Source organism: Lacrimispora sp. (genome assembly GCF_032078915.1).
Lineage (GTDB): Bacteria > Bacillota > Clostridia > Lachnospirales > Lachnospiraceae > Lacrimispora.
In genome coordinates, this window is sequence record NZ_DAMAUN010000035.1 from 24,226 (window position 1) to 43,020 (window position 18,795).

The window sequence follows — 18,795 nt, forward strand, 5'->3', positions numbered from 1 at the left end:
ATCTCCTAACCATCTATTTTTTGTTGCCGGCATCCTGCATTGCCTTGTGGCAGGCTGCAAAATGCCCTGGCCTGACTTCTTTCATTTCCGGCGTTTTTTCCCGGCACAGCTGCTCTGCATAAGGGCAGCGGGAAGAAAACCGGCAGCCTTCCTTCAAATTAACAGGATTTGGCAGGCTTCCCTCCAGCATGATCCGGCTGCGGCTCTTTTCCACATCAGGATCAGGGATGGGAATTGCGGAAAGCAATGCCTGGGTATAGGGATGGAGCGGAGCCTCAAACAGGCTCTCACTGTCTGCCAGTTCCACCATGGACCCCAGGTACATAACGCCGATCCGGTCACTGATGTGCTTAACCATAGAAAGATCATGAGCGATAAACAGATAGGTAAGCCCTCTCTTCTCCTGCAGCTCTTTCAGCAAGTTGATCACCTGTGCCTGAATGGAAACATCCAGCGCGGAAATGGGTTCATCACAGATCACAAACTCCGGATCCACAGCCAATGCCCGGGCAATCCCCACACGCTGACGCTGTCCGCCGGAGAATTCGTGAGGGAAGCGGTTTGCATGCTCTTCGGAAAGCCCCACTGTTTCCAGAAGTTCAAGTACCTTCTTTCTCCGTTCCTCTCCACTCATGATTCCATGAGCATCAATTCCCTCTGCTACAATATCTATGACCTTCATCCGCGGATTAAGGCATGCATAAGGATCCTGAAAAATCATCTGCATCTTTCTTGTAAAGCTATGGCGCTCCGCCGCCGCCAGACTGCCGTTAATGTCCTGTCCGTCATATACGATCCGGCCATCCGTTGGCTCATACAGCTGGATCACGGTCCGGCCAAAGGTAGACTTCCCGCAGCCGCTTTCCCCCACCAGCCCAAGGGTTTCTCCCTTATATATATCCAGGCTGACATCATCCACTGCTTTCAATATCTGATTTTTTCCCACCTGGAAATATTTTTTCAAATGCTTTACTTCTAATAATGGTTTCTTATCTGCCGACATCATGATTTCCTCCTATTCCCTGAAAGCCTTTGCCCGCTCATCAAGAAGCCAGCAGCGCGCATGGTGGCTTTCACCGCAAAGCATATCCTCCGGAGGATACTGTCTGCAGACCTCCATGGTTTTTGTGCATCTGGCTGCAAATGGGCAGCCTTTTGGCGGATCCATAAGATCCGGCGGAGTTCCATGAATGGCCGTCAGCTCGCCTCCTTTATGGGAAGCCTTTGGTATGGATGCAAGAAGTCCCTTTGTATAAGGATGTTCCGTCTGGTAAAACAGCTCACGCACTTCAGCGCTTTCCACCAGCTGGCCTCCGTACATAACGGCAACCCGGTCCGCAATATTCGCTACAACTCCCAGATTATGGGTGATTATAATAATAGAGGTTTTAATCTTCTTCTGCAAGTCCTTCATCAGATCCAGAATCTGTGCCTGTATGGTTACATCCAAAGCCGTAGTCGGTTCATCTGCGATCAAAATCTTTGGATCACAGGCCAAAGCCACTGCGATCACGACCCTTTGCCTCATGCCGCCGGAAAGCTGGTGGGGGTACTGGTCAAACCTTGTTTCCGGATTGGAAATTCCAACCAGAGAAATCAACTCAAGAGCCCGATTCTTCATTTGAACTTTATTCATATCCTTCCGATGCTCTTTTAATACCTCCACAATCTGCTTCCCTATGGTCATAGTAGGGTTTAAAGAGGTCATGGGATCCTGAAATATCATGGAAATATCCGATCCCCGCACCGTCTGCATCTGCCGCTCGCTGTATTTAGAAAGATCCTTACCTTCCAGGAGAATACTGCCACCCACAATCTTTCCATTCTTCGGAAGCAGGCCCATGATGCTTTTCACGGAAATGGATTTGCCGGAGCCGGATTCTCCCACGATTGCCAAAGTCTCCTGCTCATCAAGATAAAAACTTATCCCCCGCACAGCCTGGACTACGCCATGCTGTGTCTTTATATGTACCTGCAACTGATTGACTTCCAATAATCTGCTCATGACGTATCACCTACTTTCTCATTCTTGGATCCAGAGCATCCCGCAAGCCGTCTCCAAGAATGCTGAAGCATACCATAATCAGGACGATCACGATTGCCGGGAAAATCAATACATGGGGGAAATTGCGAAGCACCTGGTAACCGTTATTGATCAAAACTCCCAAAGATGCTTTCGGCTCCTGCATGCCAATGCCGATAAAGCTTAAAAATGCTTCTGTAAATATGGCGGACGGAATGGTAAACATAGCATTAATGACAATGACTCCCACGGTATTAGGAATCAGATGTTTCCATATGATTCCGGCAGTACTGGTTCCCAGTACTCTGGCTGCCAGCACGAACTCCTGATTCTTAAGCTTTAATATGGATCCGCGGACCAGGCGTGCCATATTCACCCAGCCGGTAATGGAAAGTGCTACTACAATTGTCCAGATACCTGCCGGCATAACCATCATCAAAAGGATGACGATGATCAGATGGGGAATTCCCACCAATACTTCAATGATCCGCTGCATAACGGCATCCACTTTTCCGCCGGCCAAAGCGGAAACCGCTCCATAGGCCACTCCCAATGTCAAATCCAAAATTGCTGCCACAAAGGCGATGAGAAGGGAAATGCGGGTTCCCATCCACGTCCTGACCCAAAGGTCACGGCCGAACTGATCCGTTCCGAAGAGATGCTTCATAGAGGGGATCTGATAAATGATGTCATAATTCGTTTCTTTATAAGAATATCTTGAAAACTCCGGCGCCAGTATTGCAAGAAGCCCGATTGCAATCAATGTAAACAGGCAAACGACTGCCGCCTTATTTTTTTTCAAACGAAGCCAGCCATCCTGAAGGGCTGTTAAATTGGGTCGGGCAATATGTTCTTTCTCCGATTCATCCACATATGCCTTTACAAATAATTCATCCATGCTTACCCCTCCTTACCGGCTGCCAGACGAATCCTGGGATCGATGAGGGAATAAGCGATATCAACGATCAGCACTACAAAAATATAGAAAGCGCTGTAAAAAATCGTGATTCCCATGATCGTGGAATAGTCATTAGCCTTTATACTGTCTACAAATAAGCTGCCAATTCCAGGGATGGTATAAATATTCTCAACCGCCAGGGAGCCTGTAAGCAGATTTACAACAATCGGCCCTAAAATCGTCACCACAGGGATGATCGAATTCCTTACCGCATGGCGCATGAGTACCTTCATTGGGCTAAGCCCCTTGGCTTTGGCAGTGACAATGTAATCCTGCTCAAGCACCTCCAGCATCTCAGTCCGGATAAACCGGGCAATCATGGCAGTTGCAGAAAAGGATAAGGCAATGGACGGAAGTACCGAACATTTCCAGTCAGTCCAAAAACCAACGGGCAGGATCCCCCATTTTAATGCCACGTAATACTGCAAAAGAGCCGCAGCTACAAAATTGGGTACAGAGACTCCAAGGACAGCCACGATCATAGTGAAATAGTCAATTCCGCTGTTATGTCTCCACGCCGCGATAATTCCCAATGTCAGACCAACAGCCAGACCGATCAGTACTGCCTGAAGGCCAATCAAAGCGGAGGGGCCGATCCTTCCTCCGATTACGGTAGATACCTTCTGTCCAGTATAGGTAAAGGATGTCCCGAAATCTCCATGCAGGATATTTCCCATATACTTTACGTATTGCCGGGGCACGGACTCATTCAGCCCATACTGCTCTAAAATGGCCTGCTGCTGCTGAACAGACATCATATTAAAGCGCTCCGCATCAAAAGGAGATCCTGGCAGCTTTTTCATCAGAAAAAAAGTAGCTGTTACAATGACCCATAATGTCAGCGCCAGATATATCAGTCGCTTGCAGATATATTTTATCATGCTGTGTCCTCCTTTGCATTCATATTCCCATGAGATTTTAAAAAGAGCCGCCCTTTTCCAATTTTGAAAAGGGAAGGACGGCTCTTCTCATTTTCCGCATTCCGTTGGTCAGGTCAAATCACTGTCCGCTGCGGCTTACTCAAAATAAGCGTATTTAAATTCCACATCCGGCCCGAAAGGATGATTGATCAGTCCTTTCACATTGGATTTTGTAAGGGTTGCAGAGCCTCTATGGTACAAAGGTGCAACGATCACATCCTCATCGATTAGAAGATTCTCCGCCTGCAGCAGCATATCCAGACGCTTGGCGTCATCGGTTTCAACTCTTGCGTCGTTAATCAGCTTATTATATTGTTCATTTTGATAGGAGCCGCGGTATGGAGTACCGTTGGTCCATAAATCAAGGTATGTCATGGCATCATCATAATCGGCGCCCCATGCGGTAGATGCAAACATGTAATTATCGTTATCCATTAATTCATTTCTTGCCTGAACCGTCTTGGTATCGATCACGATATCAATGCCTAAATTCTTATTTAATTCGCTCTGTATGTAGGTTGCAACCGCTTTTGTCACAGAATCATCTCTTACCAGCAACGTAAGAGTAGGTGTCTGTCCCAATTCCTTACAGCCCTCTTCCCAGTATTTCTTAGCCTGTTCCGGATCAAATTGGCAAATGTTTCCGTTTAAATCGCGGAAGCTTTTGCTATCGTTTCCATACATGCCTTCCGCAATCAGACCGGCACTTGGAGCAGAACCATCAGCAAGAATCGCCTTAACTAAGGTCTCACGGTCAATAGCCATGGAAACAGCTCTGCGGATATTTTTGTTTGCCATAACCGGATTGCTTAAGGAGAACTGCAGATACTCAGTTCTGAACTCGCTCTTAGAACTGAATTCCGGATCATTCTGATAAGCGGCTACGTTGGCAGAATCAAGAGCCACCTGGCTCAGTTCATTAGCCAGATAAGCATTAAGGGCTGCAGAAGCATCCTTCATTACCCTTACCTGAGCATTTTCAACCTTCACATTTGCAGCATCCCAGTACTTATCATTCTTTTTCAAGGTAGCTCCTACCGCCGGATCATAGCTGGTAATAACATATGGGCCGCAGTAAATCATGTTCTCTGCGCTTAAACCATACTGGTCGCCTTTTGAGGTGACATATGCTTCATTTAACGGGAAGAACTGGCAAAGAACAGTTAACCGTGAAAAATAAGGGGTAGGTGCTTTTAAAACCACCTGGAAGGTCTTGTCATCAAGGGCCTTTACTCCCACATCTTCTGCGCTGGCTTTGCCTTCGTTATACTCAGCGCCGTTTACAATATAGTCTGTCATGATGAAGCTGTAGCCATTGGTGGCTTCTGCACTCATCTGCTTTAACCAGGCAAATACAAAATCATTAGCGGTCAAAGGAGTCCCATCACTCCATTGCAGGCCGTCTCTCAAATGAAAGGTGTATGTAAGTTTATCATCGGAAACATCATAGCTTTCCGCAAGTGCAGGCTGCGCATCATGATTTTCATCCAGGCGAAGCAGACCTTCAAATGCGTTATTGTTTACCTTTGATGACTGATTATCAGAAGCCGCCCATTGTACCAGGGTTTTGATCTCAGCATTTGCATATACGCTAAGCACCTGATCGCCGGCTGCCGGAGCCTCCTTTTTGTCAGAAGCGGCTTCACTTGATTCCACACTTTGGGAAGATCCTCCTGTTGTGGGGCTGCTGGTTGACCCTGTAAAGCCACAACCTGTCAGGGTTCCAATAGCAAGACAGGCTACAGTGCCTAAAGCTAATACTCTTTTTTTCATTTTTCCCTCTCCTTTTGATATTGTTTTTCTTGTTTTGTCTTAATTCATCGGCATTTCGCCTATGAAATTATTTGAATTATACATAATTTTATTATTTATGTCAATATTTTTTATTATTTCATCCTGTTTCGAATCGTTTTAATTTTCCGTCGAAAATAAACCGAATCCAAAAAACCATATCAGCAGGGATTTCCTGAATACAGCAATTTGTTTTTTTCCCTGGAAAAATCCAGGAATGATACACAGGAGGAGGCATCTTCCTTTTCCGCTCTCATTGCTCGGTTGTATATCTCCAATGCCTTCTCTACGGTGATCTCATCGTCATGGTAATAATACAGGGTAGCTTGCGTATGGGAAACCACCCGTTCAATTAGCAGCCTTGCATCCTGGTTTTCAAACAATATTTCATTTAAGTTGTTTCTTGTGATCATCATACGCGAGTCTCCTTTCATAATAGAACAAATGTTCGTTTCGTGATTAAAAATTAAAACCACATTATAGTGATTTTCTAAAGAACCTCTATCTGGTATTGAATCATACGGTATCTGTATCCCTAAGGTATTCAACTGGCCTTTCGCCTGCCGGTTTATTTCTCTTGGTCAAATGAAAAACTATATTTCAGTTTATATGTTTTCAGATCTTTTGCATCAGTAAATGCCAGTTTATCGTAGGGTGCTATTTTAAAAGAAATATCTGATTATCAACATGTGGCGTTAATGCTTAGTGAGCATCATGCTTCAGTAGAGGAATTCTTTGATCATAAAGATGAAGAAAAACAGGATCAAGCAATTAACAATTTCAGAAACAACAGATATCCTTACTAATCACTTTGGGTTATTATGATTTCTTAGTTTGCAGAAAGCCCTGTCATTTATCCTGCAATGAGCGGCATTAAGCTGCATTAAGCGGCATTAAGCGGCCTTCTTTCGATACTTTTACTTAACTCGGCGGCGTAAGTCCAGATTCCTTGCTGTATTAACGGAATACTTTTTCGTTTAATCCTTATGCATATTATAACACATATATGCCTCGAATGCAAACATATGTTCTATTTTTTTATTTCCAGGATTTTTAGTCTGACTGCCGCTTTTAGGTACGGATAGCGGACACCTTCAATTACTTCATTCTATTATTACAATTAAAAGTTTGAAGAAAGGCACTGGATTATTCTCCAATGCCCCATCTATTGCACATCTATAAAAACATCGTTATTTTAAAATATACCTGTCACCAAAGCCCTTTTTCTCAATAATACCATTTAATCCTTTCGAACTTTTAATGGAATACCTGTTTCCTTTTGAAAAAAAGCCAGAAATGTCTTCCAACTCAAAGTTTTCACCTAGAAAATTTTTAGTCTTCAATTTACCGGAAAATGTTTCCGTCAGCTCCCCCAGATCCTCATCGATAAACCCACTTTCCCGGTAAAGATGGGTTTTTGCACCTTTAGACTTAAAATAAAATTCCATAACATCCTTCCTCTCTGGTTTTTCTTTGATGATGATTTATTAATTCAAATCTAACTTCAGATATACTAAATTATCCATTGGACTGTTATTATACGACTCAATTTCATAAAATCCCAGTTTCTTATACAACCGTATCGCTCCTTCCAAAAAAGGCAGTGTATCCAGTAGAATGCTTTTATAACCGATTTCTTTCGCATCATCAATAATTAGTTCCACCAGCTTATTTGCAATTTTATGTCCTCGGAATGCTGGTTTAACATACAGCCTTTTCATTTCACAATTCTCATCATCTATTTTTCTTAAACCAATGCATCCAACTGCTTCATCTTCTGCTTTTGCTATGTATAATCTACCATATGGACGTGCGTATTTATCCTCCAGATGATCAAATTCTGAATCATAATTTTGGATTTTTAAATATTCAGCAAAATCAGGGTCGTTTTCAACCAACATATGAGTATACTCTAAAAACAATTCTTTAATTTCACTAATATTATCATAAGCGATTGTTATTTCTGTTTTCATATTTAAAATTCCTTTCTAGTTTCATCTATATATGAAGAATACAGCAAATCTCAATAAATATCAATGTTAAGTTTCGTTTGTTAATTCGTAATTTTTCATTTAGAATTAAGCTTGGTTAATATCATTTTTCCTGTTTACCATAAACCTTCAACGCGAAGATTTCCGGCACAGATTTACATATTGTATTTTGGGGGAAATATTCTTAGAAGCCTTCCTTACGTCTTAATTTACGTAAATCATTCCGCTTTACCGCACTGTCCCATTCAGCCCTTTGTCCTTCTGTCGTAAGTTTAAGTTTCGGCACTTTAACAGGAGTCCCCTCTTTATCAATCGCTACATATACCAGATAGGCACGGTTAATCGGTTTTCTTATCCCTGAAAGATCCTCCGAGTAGGTATCCATTCTTACTTCCATTGAGGTATTACCCACATAGGTTAATCTTCCTATCAACACAATGGTATCATTAATAAAGGCACCTGCCTTGAATTGAAGATTATCTATTGCAGCTGTCGTCGTGTTACATTCAGCATGGCGTTTAGCAGTTATCGCGCCCACAACGTCAATCCACTCCAGAAGCTGCCCGCCAAAAAGTCTGCCACTTCCATTGATGTGGATAGGCATCAAAAGGTGAACCTGCTCTACCATGGATTCCTCTACTGTTTTTAATTCTTTCATTGGTTCTCCCTTCTTCTGCTGTACAATCAAATTTATTACTTATATACTTTTTAATACTATAAATCCAGAGATATTATAATGTCAACAGTTTGGATAAATGTTGCCTCAGACAAAAAGCCTACGAAAAGAAAACTAATGGGCTTTCCCCAATATAATGATTGATAGTTGACAGTATCTGTTTTAAGCATAAAAAAGCAACCGGTTATATTCTCCGACTGCTCATATTGTATTTAATTCAGCGGCATTATTGAAGTTAATCATTTGGACAACCGTTTGGCAACCGTTTTACCATTTAAACTCCGGCAAAAAAATGAGAGAAGCCATATAAACATTGGTTTACGTGACTTCTCTCACTAAAAAGGGGAGGATAAGTATTCACTCATCTTTGGTATAATCCTATTATGGCCTGATCCAGATGTTTTATTCATATAAAACAAAGATTATTTTTTCTTATACCGTCTCCCCAAAATTTCTTTCCATTTTCTCTTTTAATCCTTTTAAATAAACACGATTAAGGGAAAGCAAGGCTGCTTCCTTTTTTCCCGGCTCCTTTTTTATCTTTTCTTCCAGGGCATCGACCTCTTCCTGACATTTGCTGATCTGGTCTATCAGCATGGAACGGCTTGGCTTCTTCATCAGGGCCGGTAAATCAAGAGTTCTTATGAGGAAACGAGTCACAGCCTTCTCTGCATTTCCCTCATTCTCATAGATTCTGTTAAAAAAATCACAGGCAGCATGATAAATATTGTGGTGCTGTTTGGCTGCTTCTCTGCCTCTGCCGCAAACAGAAAAACTTCCATCCCCTACTGTGAAACAGACCGCATCTGCCTTCTCCTCATCCAGGCTGAATTGGCTTTTTTCAATTCCGTCCTGTTCCAGTCCTTCATTTATGATATCAAAAATATACCATTTGAATTCGCTGATTTCAGCCGTTTTTTCAAGCGCTTCCAACCCACACCTTTTCGTATCTTCCATTCCTTCTCCTCTTTCCTGTATCCTATTATTTTTAACATATTTTCCCGAAAGCCAGCCTTTCCATTATATCGAATGTTTTCAATAACCTCAATCATAAAATAAAAACAAGCTGCAATAATATCCATTGATCTGTTGTCCGCTTAAATATTTGTAAGCCTTTCAAACAGCGTGTTTACATCGATCTGTCCATACCCCCAGATATTGTTGGGATAAGTAGTTCCGCTGGTTCGCTCTGCTCCGCGTATAAGCAGGCGGTTTACGTCGTTTCCGGTAATATTGGTATAATTCCCCCTTGGAATAGCCCATTCAAAAACCATGGCAACAATCCCTGCTGCCTGAGCTGCCGCAGCCCCGCTTCCTGTTATGCTGCCATATTGGTTTCCCGGAACTGCACAGGTAAGCTCAAATCCCGGTGCTGCAATATCTGGTTTAACAAATCCTGTTCGTGTATAGCCTCTTCCCGATTCAGGAAGTACGGTATCATTAAACTGATTATAAGCGGTAACTGTCAGGGGATTGGTTGCATTTGCCGGTGAAGTTATGGTAGTATCTGGACTGGAATTTATAAAAAAGGTGTCTTCTGAAATCAATTCTCCTGACGGCAGCCAGGTATGAAAAGAAAATGGTCCGTTATCTAGGTTCTGCACCCGAATGTTCCAGATTCCTGGAAGGGGATCCTGAAATCGCATCAATATGAGCTGGTCCCCGGTCTCTTCTTCAAAAATATAATTATTCACCCATATGACGCTTGGGTTAAATACGAAGGCAAATCTTCTGCATTCTCCCAGGGCAGGAAAAACCTGCCCCGTTGTCTCTCTGTTTGGAGCGGTTATTTCGATTGACAGCCTTGCCGGAGCAAACGGCCATAGCTCAATGGCAAACAGTTTGTCATTTTCCCCAACTCTTAATTCAAAACTATTCTGGAAGGGTTCCGCTGTGGTGCTGTTAAAGTAATGCCTGCGTTTGTTTGCTTCATTACCGGTGCTTATCGTTATTCCTATATGCGGCTGCTGCGCCAAATAATTGGTAATGAAGCTGGTCGCTCCCCGTCCGTCATGGCTTGACTGGTTTGTTCCCATTGCAATGCATATGGTAATGGGACGGTTCAGTTTTTGAGCCACGGAAGTCACATAACCGATCCCTATGATTAAATCCGACTCCTGATAGCATTCAGCGTCTGGAGGAGCAAAAAAGATTTTTTTCAAGCTGCTCTTTGCCTGCTTCAATTTTACGACCAGAATGTCGGATTCCGGTACAACACCACTGAATGCCTGCTCCAGGCTCGGTTTTCCCGCAATTACACTTGCGATTGCAGTTCCGTGACCATTGGTATCTACAGAAGGGACTATGGATAAGGGATCTTCCGACTTAAGTGCAACATTGATAAACTCCCTGGTGTATTCGGTGCCGTACGTAAATCCCTCTGGCGGTGTTCCATCCTGAATGGTCTGGTCCCATATGGAAAGAATACGGGTTGTTCCGTCATTATATAAAAACGCCTGATGCTGGTAATCAATTCCGGTATCTATGACCGCAACAATCACCCCCCGACCGAATAAAGCCAGATAAGGATTTCTCTGAACCGTTCCGATACCGGATTTTTCAAGGCTGACGGTGGAGCTTAAGGTCAGCAAAGAAGGAAATGCATTATAAGGATAAACTCCCAAGTCGCAGGGATTCGCTGAATCAACAGGGATATGAGCCAAAGAATGCCTTAAGTCCATAGGTGTTATATTATCTCCGGTATCATATGTGGGAATCATTATATTACTGATGATCAAGTCATAATAATTGTCATCCAATATTTTTTGCATGATCAGGCCTCCCTGTCTATACTACTGGCACATATGATATATTTTATGCAACCGTACCTCTATTATGAGTATAAGAAAATAAGGGGCGTCACCTGCAGGCAGGCAGCGCTCATATCGAAAGCATTGCTGCATAAAATATATTATATGTTCTAACCAGATCTTATCAGGGAGATTTAATTATGGAGAAAATTCTGGACAATAATTATTACGACTTGATTATAAGTAATTTATTAGTTCCTACCTTTGGTATCAGTGATGAGGTTACATTGCTCAATGACAGGTTTTCCCTGCTGCATCTAGCAAAAAATAATATGCAGCCATGTGATCTCGGCCAAAGTCCTTACCATGTTTTTCCGACCCTTTATACCATTTCTGCTGACGCAGCACCTCCAACACCCAACATGGTAAGCGTCACACCAGTAAATGATCATACCTTATTAGGGCAAGGAGTGATTATCGGCATCGTAGACACCGGAATTGATTACCGGCATCCTGCTTTCATGAATAAAGATAAAACAACACGGATTCTATCCATTTGGGACCAGACCATTCAGAATGGGCCGCCTCCCAATGGGTTTACTTACGGTACGGAATATACCAAAGCTTCCATCAATGACGCACTGCTATATGAAAACCCACTTTCCGCTGTTCCTTCCGCTGATACAATTGGCCACGGTACAGCCATAGCAAGTATCGCTGCAGGCTCTCCGGACACCAGGAACACCTTTAGCGGCGTTGTTCCAAATTCAGAATTGGTTGTTGTGAAATTAAAAGAAGCAAAGTCAAATCTCAAAATGATTTTTTCTGTTCCGGAAGACAAACATTGTTTTCAGGAATCAGATATTGTTCTTGGAGTACGCTATTTAATTGCCGTAGGCCAGCGCTTAAAACGTCCTCTTGCAATATGCATAGCTTTAAGCAGCAGCCAGGGCAGCCACGATGGCAGGGGGGTTTTAAGCACCTACCTTGAGAGCCTGGTTCAGCGTCCTGATGTGGATATTTCCATATCAGCAGGTAACCAGGGAAACAGCGGCAGGCACTATTTTAACAGAACCATATATACGCCTCACTTTAATGATTTCCAGTTGAATATAGCAGGAAGTGACAAGCAGTTTTCCATGGAAATCTGGGCACACATTCCAGGTCGGCTTTCTATTGAAATTTCTGCACCTGACCGGGAAATGGTCTCTTCGATTTATCCTTCCTTCAATGATTGCCATAGGCATGTTTTCCAGAACAGCCAGAGCATCTTATGGGTGAATAATATGGTTTTTGAAAGGGAAAGCGGCGACCAGCTGATATTATTGCGGTTTGAGAATCCCCTTCCCGGAATCTGGTACTTCCGTGTCCGAAACATAGAAAATGAACCTTTTACTATTAATTCCTGGCTCCCCAGCGGAAACTTGATATCAGACGAGACCTTTTTTTTAAATTCCGATCCGGATATCACCATAACCTCTCCCGGAAATTCCAGACGTACCTTAACTGCTGCCGCTTATAATCAGATGACCTCTAATATCTTAGATGAATCAGGAAGAGGTTTCACAAGAAGCGGCTATGTCAAACCTGATATTGCAGCTCCAGGCTATCAGATCCCTTGTGCGGTTCCTGAAAATCAATACGGGACCTTAACAGGCGCCGGCGCTTCTGCCGCCATTGCAGCGGGTGCAACTGCCATCATTTTTGAATGGTCTCAGAATAAAGGCAACTTTACTTATATTACAGGCGAACAAGTCAACCGCATAATAATAAGAGGAGCACAGCGAAATCCTGCCTACAGCTATCCCAACAATATATGGGGATTTGGTCAATTGGATGTAAACCGTGTATTCGAACTCTTTTCCTCAATCATGTAATTTACTGATCTGGCGTCCCGGTCTTCTATTCCTTTAATCTTCCTGTACTGTATCAGGCTGTACGGGAAGTTCGCTTGTACAATTGGGGCAGCGGGTAGCATTTACATTGATACGGGTAAAGCAATATGGGCACTCCTTGTCCGTAGAAGCAGCCGGTTCCGCCTGCTGCTTTTTTCCCCGCAGGGTATTAATCACTTTTATCATCATGAAAATAACAGAAGCCATAATGATAAAATTGATTACTGCCGTGATAAAGGAACCATAAGCAAATACCGGACCAAGTGCTTGTGCAGCGGAAAGTGTGGAAACATCCGCACCTGCCGGAGCAGCATACAGAGGAACAAATTTATTGGAGAAGTCCACTCCTCCGGTAATCACTCCGATCAAAGGAGATATAATATCCTTTACCAGGGAATTGACGATCGCCTGAAAAGCAGCACCGATAATAACGCCAACTGCCAGGTCAACCACATTCCCGCGTAAAACAAATTCTTTAAACTCAGCTATAATACCTTTTTTATTTCCCATAGACATGCATCCTCTCTTACAGATTTATGAAACCAATGGTTAACTCTGAAATTATCATATCATGAAAAAGCAGATCCTGTAAATCGGAAACTAAAACGGCCGGTTGGATGAATATAAAAAAGCGGGTCCGGAATACCGGATACCCGCTCATCCTGCTATCAGCCTCGCCTATCTTTTGCCACTCCTGCAACATGGATCGTTACATCCATCTCTGAACCCTTCACAATATGCTTCTTTTTTTGCTTCAGCACAAGGATCAACGTTGCATTTGTTACGGCATCTATTATCACAGCGATTATTCCAGTTGTTGCAATTATTGTTGCAGTTACAACCACCAGACCAAGAATTTGAACATCCCATATCATATACCTCATTTCATAATGATACTATATTGTATGGGATGACCAGACAAGATGTGAATCATACGAATAAGTTCGGATTCTCTCAATTATAATTCCCTGATAATATTGATTTTACGGCATTTTCAATTTCCTCATAACCGGTACATCTGCATAGATTGGATTGTAACCATTCCTCTATGGTTTGATCATCCGCATCTGGCTTGTGCCTGGCCAGTGCGTGGCAAACCATCAGGAACCCGGAAGTGCAATAACCGCATTGAAATCCCCAGTTTTTAATAAATGCATCTTGTATCGGAGCATTCTTAAGCCCTTCCACGGTGGTGATCCTATGACCGGCCGCCTCCACTGCCAGCATTAGGCAGGATTTGACCGGCATGTCATCTACCAATACCGTGCAGGCGCCGCAATCTCCGTTCTCACAGCCGCTTTTGGCTCCGGTCAATGACAATTCCTCCCGAAGAACATGAAGCAGAGTATAGGCCGGCTTAACCATAACAGTTTTATCTTCACCATTTACATTAAGAACTATAATACTATTACCTGATAAATGCATACAATCCCTCAATTCCTGAAAGGATCATCCGATCTTTTCAAAATTACGAAACATATCCTGAAGCATGTTTTCCAATACGAATTCTCTATACTCCCTGCTTCCTGATAAATCACCTTTGCAATCACTATGGGCTAAATTAATAATTTTTTTGATCTTTTGTTCCATGCTGTATAATTTATGATTGATGATCCGTTCGGATAAAATAATTGGATGATCGCCATACCCGGAAATCGATGTTTTTATGGCCTTGTTATTTTTCGATGCCACCATGGTGATCAATGGATAATCTATTTTCTCCTGCTTTGTCCTTTTTGCATGATTGTAAGGGCAATTCAAATCTTTTTCTCCGATCAATATGGATACCAGAAATTCTCCCTTTTTAAGCTGCAGTTTTCCATTGAATGCCTTTGAAAAAGGCATTTCGGCCAAACCGCTCCGTGTCATTACCTGCAGGGTGCAATCACTTATCATTAACGGTAAGGCCGCCTCACGGTACTTAATTGTGCCGGCCAGATTGCCGCCTATGGTGATCTTCCCCTGGATCGTGTGGTCTGCAATTCTTTTTATGGTTTTGGACAATAAGGGATATGCATTGTATTCTGCAATGTTTGTAAGGGTTTGTGCGGCTCCAATCCTGAATTTTCCACCGCTAACCTCAAGCTGGCTGCATTCGGGTATTCCTTTTAAATCAATAACCGAATCAAATTCTATCCCCCCTACCCTGGCCATACTGATAATTTCCGTTCCTCCCCCATAATAAAGAGGTTTTTTATTATTAATAAGCAAGTCCTGATAGTGCTTAAATGCTTCATCCATGCTTTCTGGTTTATAATAATCAAAATCAAAAGGAATCATCGTTTCATCCTTTCTCTCCATATGAATTCAGGCGTAATGGGAAGCCGGTTTACATCAATATGAGCTGCCAATGATATAGCGTTAGCCAATGCGGCAGGTATTCCAATAATGCCGTGCTCTGCAATACCTCTGGCCCCATAGGGCGCATCAATTTGAGGTGTTTCTACAAAATCAACCACATATTCCGGGTTTTCTCCATATCGGATCATTTTATAGGTGCGAAAGCTTGTATCTTCTACAATTCCGTCTTCATTATAGACGAAATCCTCACTGGTACCAAGCCCCAGTCCCATACACATACCGCCCATAACCACGCCTCTTGCAGTCTTGGGATTTATGACTTTCCCCGCATCAATCACAGTAGCCGCTTTTAGCAGCCGGTAAGTATGCTGCCTGGTATCATATTCAATTTCAACGGCCTGGGCTCCTACCGTCCAGCTCTGGCCAGGCGTTCCCCGTCCCGATGCCTCATTAAGGGGCGTCAGATGATTCATGACATAGCTGCCTCTTCCAATCACAGGCCCTTTGAGAGAATTGCCGTTAGAATATTTGTAGCCTTTTACCAGGTCTTCGAACATGATATAAAGCTCAGGATCATGTTTTACATATATCATCTTATTCTCAAAGTCCAGATCTTCCGTCGGGCAACGCAGGACAATGGCTGCAAGACTCATCAGCTGGGATATGGCATCATCTGCCGCATTCAATACGGCCCGTCCAACCAGAAAAGTTGTCATACTGGCAACGGTTTTCCATAAATATGGGGTCGACTGGGTATTTACATCCAGCTTTACATAAACGTCATTGACACTGATTCTCATTTTTTCCGCCAATATCTGCGCTGCCGTTGTCTTCATTCCCGGTCCTATCTCCGCAGCACCGCAATCCAGATTGATGCTTCCGTCAGAATTAAAAGTTATAACAGCGCTTGCGCCAGCATCTGTGGGAGTATCAGAGGTCTTGATCAGGCAGCTGATCCCCTTTGCTCTGACCAAACCATTCTCGTCTGCGATGCGGGCACCTTCCTCCCAGTTAATGACTGTTTTCAGCCTCTCAAGGCATTCTGCCGCATTCCCTGTATTGCTGGCTGTGACTTTGACCTGGGTGGGAGTTAAATCGCCGGCTTGAACCAGGTTTATAAGCCTTAGCTGAAAAGGATCCAGCCCTGTTTCGAAAGCCAGTTTATCCATCATTCTTTCCAGACAAAAGTTGTGTGCCTCATGACCGAACCCACGGAAAGAGGTTATATAGGGATGGTTTGTATAAACGCTGTAGCAATCGCATTGGATATTGGGTATCCGGTAGGGCCCGGCACACTCCACAGCGATTGCTTTCGTTATCTTAGGAGAAATGTCAGAGTAAGCACCGGTATCTATCTGGAATGTCATTTCAGCCGCCATGATCTGTCCGCTTTTTTTCGCTCCGATCCTTATGGATCCCTCCAACCCCAAATGGCATGGAGAAGTGACCATATCTTCTTCTCTTGTATTTGCAAGGTTAATCCATTTCCCTTTCACATTCATTGCCGCAATCACTGCAAGCACCTCTGGCTGTACACATGCTTTTCCTCCAAATGCACCGCCTACCAGAGGAACCTGGACTACAATCTTTCCCTCCGGAATATTAAGAAATTTACTGATTAATTCCTTGACCTCATAAGGAGCTTGGGATGATGTCTTGATCGTTACACTGCCATCTGGCATGAACATGCAGTGAACTGCTCTTGTTTCCATGGCGGCGTGATCAGACTGGGGCAGGGAAAAACTGCCCTCTACAACAATTTCGCTTTCCAGCCAGCCATTCTGCATATCACCTTTTCTGATTTTTTGATGATGGCAGATATTAGTACCTTTTACAGGATAGACTTCCTCTGTGGCTTTTGTATATGACATGAGAGCTTCATGAATGATCACCGGATTCCTTTTAAAAGCTTCTTTTACGGAATTCACAACCGGTAAAGGTTTATATTCTACAACTATCTTTCTCGCTGCTGCCTTTGCCTGCATTTCATCCTCTGCTACAACGACGGCAACCGGTTCCCCGTAGTAACGTACTTTATCTCTGGCTAAGGGAGGTCTGTCCTTAAGCATGGATCCACAGATGACCTGATGGTCTTTTGCAGTAATGACCGCTTTTACTCCCGGCATGGCAGAGGCTTCCCTGGTATCTATGGATATGATCTGGGCATGAGCATGAATGCTTGTTAATAATCTGGCGTAGAGCATTGGTGAATCTGTTATATCATTTGTATATTGGGCTGCGCCTGCTACTTTATCTTTTGCCTCTTTCCTTACCGTGTCTTTTCCCAGTTGGGTTTCCATTGGCTGCCTCCTGTAAAATTCTACCTGCTTATTAATACATGATCACCGTTTTTCAGCTGCACCACATCCGCCCGAAGTGCCTTCCCTAAATCAATCAGACATATTTCCCGTTCCTTGGAATCAGGGATATAAAGGGTTAAGGGATCACCTGATATGATTCTTTCTTTGTTATCTGTTATATAAACCATTATCTCCGGATTACTCTTCCCCATTGATATTCCCTCCTATATCTATATCCATAATTGTAGTGATTTTTCTGCTGCTTTCCAGTACAGGCGTCTTTTTGATTACGTCTATTATGGCATCAGGATCACGGATAATTGGCACAAAAGCCAATAACAACGCTCCATTCGTATAATTTTTTCGGGTAAAGCTGTACCGTTTTACGCCAAAGGTCCGGGTAGCCTCAAAAAGCATGGCCTGTCTCTGTCCATAATTCTCAACCGTGATTCTGAATTTATCATTTTTAGGCTCTATAACAATGCCGATCCCTTCTTTTAAAAACAAATCCCGGCTTCTCTCAGTTCCCAGTACATTGGTAACATACATGCCATTTACAAACAGATCCGAATGGTCTATGGTTATTTTCCCTTCTCTTATGTCGCAGATGTCACCGATGCATTTGCCTTTTGTTATTCTTGTCAGAAAATAAATCATACCAAAACCGCTAACTGCTGCAACTATCATGTTAATGACCAGACTGTCAGCAGATACAATACTTAAAACCAATACAACAAACAGGGAAGTAAGCAGGGATAAATAATTTCTGGATTCATAGGTTTTGGCAATGCCATCAATATAAGCAGCCCCTCTTTTTGCATATTCTGTTTTTTCCAGATCCTCAAGGCTTTCTTTTTCTGTTTTTCTCACATCCCGGAAATGCTGGATGGCTAAGGCAATAAAAGTAACGGCCGTAAATTCTTTATTTAACAGGGATGGAATTGCTACAGCCCCCAGAGAAGAAGCCAGAATGCCTATCACTATGTTAATGAAGCCACCGGTAGGATAGCTGGGATTTTGGCGTGTATCAATACGAAGTGTAAAAATCCGCGCAATAGTACCCATTACTATACCGCACAAAATAATGAAAAGATCGTGAAATGCCAGTGTTTTTTCCATATTTTTATCATGGTATCACTCGTGAAACCATATTTCTCCAATCCTTATTTTGGTCTATTATCTCCTTTTTG

The 18,795-nt window shown here is 43.0% G+C and carries 19 protein-coding genes; 1 reads left to right on the forward strand and 18 read right to left on the reverse strand.

The window, feature by feature from the left end; genetic code table 11:
• Positions 1-13: 13 nt before the first annotated feature.
• The 11 genes from RT269_RS14840 to RT269_RS14890 form a co-directional block, all read right to left on the reverse strand.
• Positions 14-1,006 (reverse strand): ABC transporter ATP-binding protein, encoded by a 993-nt coding sequence (locus RT269_RS14840; protein ID WP_313183685.1) that lies wholly within the window; start codon positions 1,004-1,006, stop codon positions 14-16.
• 9 nt (positions 1,007-1,015) lie between these two features.
• Entirely contained in the window at positions 1,016-2,005 is a 990-nt protein-coding gene (locus RT269_RS14845) for an ABC transporter ATP-binding protein (RefSeq protein WP_313183687.1), read from the reverse strand.
• 10 nt (positions 2,006-2,015) lie between these two features.
• A complete protein-coding gene (locus tag RT269_RS14850) occupies positions 2,016-2,921 on the reverse strand; it encodes an ABC transporter permease (RefSeq protein ID WP_313183688.1) in 906 nt (301 codons plus the stop codon).
• A 2-nt stretch (positions 2,922-2,923) separates the two neighbouring features.
• The gene (locus RT269_RS14855; protein WP_100042159.1) at positions 2,924-3,862 is read right to left on the reverse strand and encodes an ABC transporter permease; all 939 of its coding nucleotides are present in this window, start codon (positions 3,860-3,862) and stop codon (positions 2,924-2,926) included.
• 135 nt (positions 3,863-3,997) lie between these two features.
• On the reverse strand, positions 3,998-5,674 hold the full coding sequence (locus tag RT269_RS14860; RefSeq protein ID WP_313183690.1) for a peptide ABC transporter substrate-binding protein: 1,677 nt from the start codon (positions 5,672-5,674) through the stop codon (positions 3,998-4,000).
• Between the two features lie 179 nt (positions 5,675-5,853).
• Complete coding sequence (locus tag RT269_RS14865; RefSeq protein WP_313183692.1) at positions 5,854-6,108, reverse strand: hypothetical protein; 255 nt, start codon at positions 6,106-6,108, stop codon at positions 5,854-5,856.
• Positions 6,109-6,882: 774 nt separating this feature from the next.
• Complete coding sequence (locus RT269_RS14870) at positions 6,883-7,140, reverse strand: hypothetical protein (RefSeq protein ID WP_312425611.1); 258 nt, start codon at positions 7,138-7,140, stop codon at positions 6,883-6,885.
• Between the two features lie 39 nt (positions 7,141-7,179).
• Positions 7,180-7,665 (reverse strand): GNAT family N-acetyltransferase, encoded by a 486-nt coding sequence (locus tag RT269_RS14875; RefSeq protein WP_313183694.1) that lies wholly within the window; start codon positions 7,663-7,665, stop codon positions 7,180-7,182.
• Positions 7,666-7,867: 202 nt separating this feature from the next.
• Positions 7,868-8,341: an acyl-CoA thioesterase gene (locus RT269_RS14880; RefSeq protein ID WP_313183695.1), complete on the reverse strand. Its 474-nt coding sequence runs from the start codon at positions 8,339-8,341 to the stop codon at positions 7,868-7,870.
• A 450-nt stretch (positions 8,342-8,791) separates the two neighbouring features.
• Entirely contained in the window at positions 8,792-9,316 is a 525-nt protein-coding gene (locus RT269_RS14885) for a hypothetical protein (RefSeq protein ID WP_313183696.1), read from the reverse strand.
• Positions 9,317-9,456: 140 nt separating this feature from the next.
• Positions 9,457-11,130: a S8 family peptidase gene (locus RT269_RS14890; RefSeq protein WP_313183698.1), complete on the reverse strand. Its 1,674-nt coding sequence runs from the start codon at positions 11,128-11,130 to the stop codon at positions 9,457-9,459.
• 179 nt (positions 11,131-11,309) lie between these two features.
• Here RT269_RS14890 and RT269_RS14895 point away from each other — a divergent pair, with 179 nt between their 5' ends.
• Entirely contained in the window at positions 11,310-12,986 is a 1,677-nt protein-coding gene (locus tag RT269_RS14895; protein ID WP_313183700.1) for a S8 family peptidase, read from the forward strand.
• Between the two features lie 33 nt (positions 12,987-13,019).
• On the opposite strand, the gene mscL is transcribed toward RT269_RS14895, so the two are convergent.
• From mscL to RT269_RS14930, 7 genes are all read right to left on the reverse strand, one after another.
• Positions 13,020-13,514, reverse strand: coding sequence for a large conductance mechanosensitive channel protein MscL (gene mscL, locus RT269_RS14900; protein ID WP_313183701.1), 495 nt, complete (start codon positions 13,512-13,514; stop codon positions 13,020-13,022).
• A 158-nt stretch (positions 13,515-13,672) separates the two neighbouring features.
• Entirely contained in the window at positions 13,673-13,879 is a 207-nt protein-coding gene (locus RT269_RS14905; protein ID WP_313183702.1) for a hypothetical protein, read from the reverse strand.
• 79 nt (positions 13,880-13,958) lie between these two features.
• Positions 13,959-14,429 carry a (2Fe-2S)-binding protein gene (locus RT269_RS14910; RefSeq protein WP_313183703.1) on the reverse strand — a complete coding sequence of 157 codons (471 nt, stop codon included), beginning with the start codon at positions 14,427-14,429 and terminating at the stop codon, positions 13,959-13,961.
• Positions 14,430-14,453: 24 nt separating this feature from the next.
• Positions 14,454-15,284: an FAD binding domain-containing protein gene (locus tag RT269_RS14915; protein WP_313183705.1), complete on the reverse strand. Its 831-nt coding sequence runs from the start codon at positions 15,282-15,284 to the stop codon at positions 14,454-14,456.
• Positions 15,281-17,605, reverse strand: a complete 2,325-nt coding sequence (locus RT269_RS14920) for a xanthine dehydrogenase family protein molybdopterin-binding subunit (RefSeq protein ID WP_313183706.1) — start codon at positions 17,603-17,605, stop codon at positions 15,281-15,283. The genes RT269_RS14915 and RT269_RS14920 overlap by 4 nt, the downstream gene beginning before the upstream one ends.
• 20 nt (positions 17,606-17,625) lie before the next feature.
• The gene (locus tag RT269_RS14925) at positions 17,626-17,817 is read right to left on the reverse strand and encodes a capping complex subunit for YIEGIA (RefSeq protein ID WP_313183707.1); all 192 of its coding nucleotides are present in this window, start codon (positions 17,815-17,817) and stop codon (positions 17,626-17,628) included.
• Positions 17,804-18,724: a YIEGIA family protein gene (locus RT269_RS14930; RefSeq protein WP_313183709.1), complete on the reverse strand. Its 921-nt coding sequence runs from the start codon at positions 18,722-18,724 to the stop codon at positions 17,804-17,806. Before RT269_RS14930 ends, RT269_RS14925 begins: the two co-directional genes overlap by 14 nt.
• Positions 18,725-18,795: the final 71 nt, after the last annotated feature.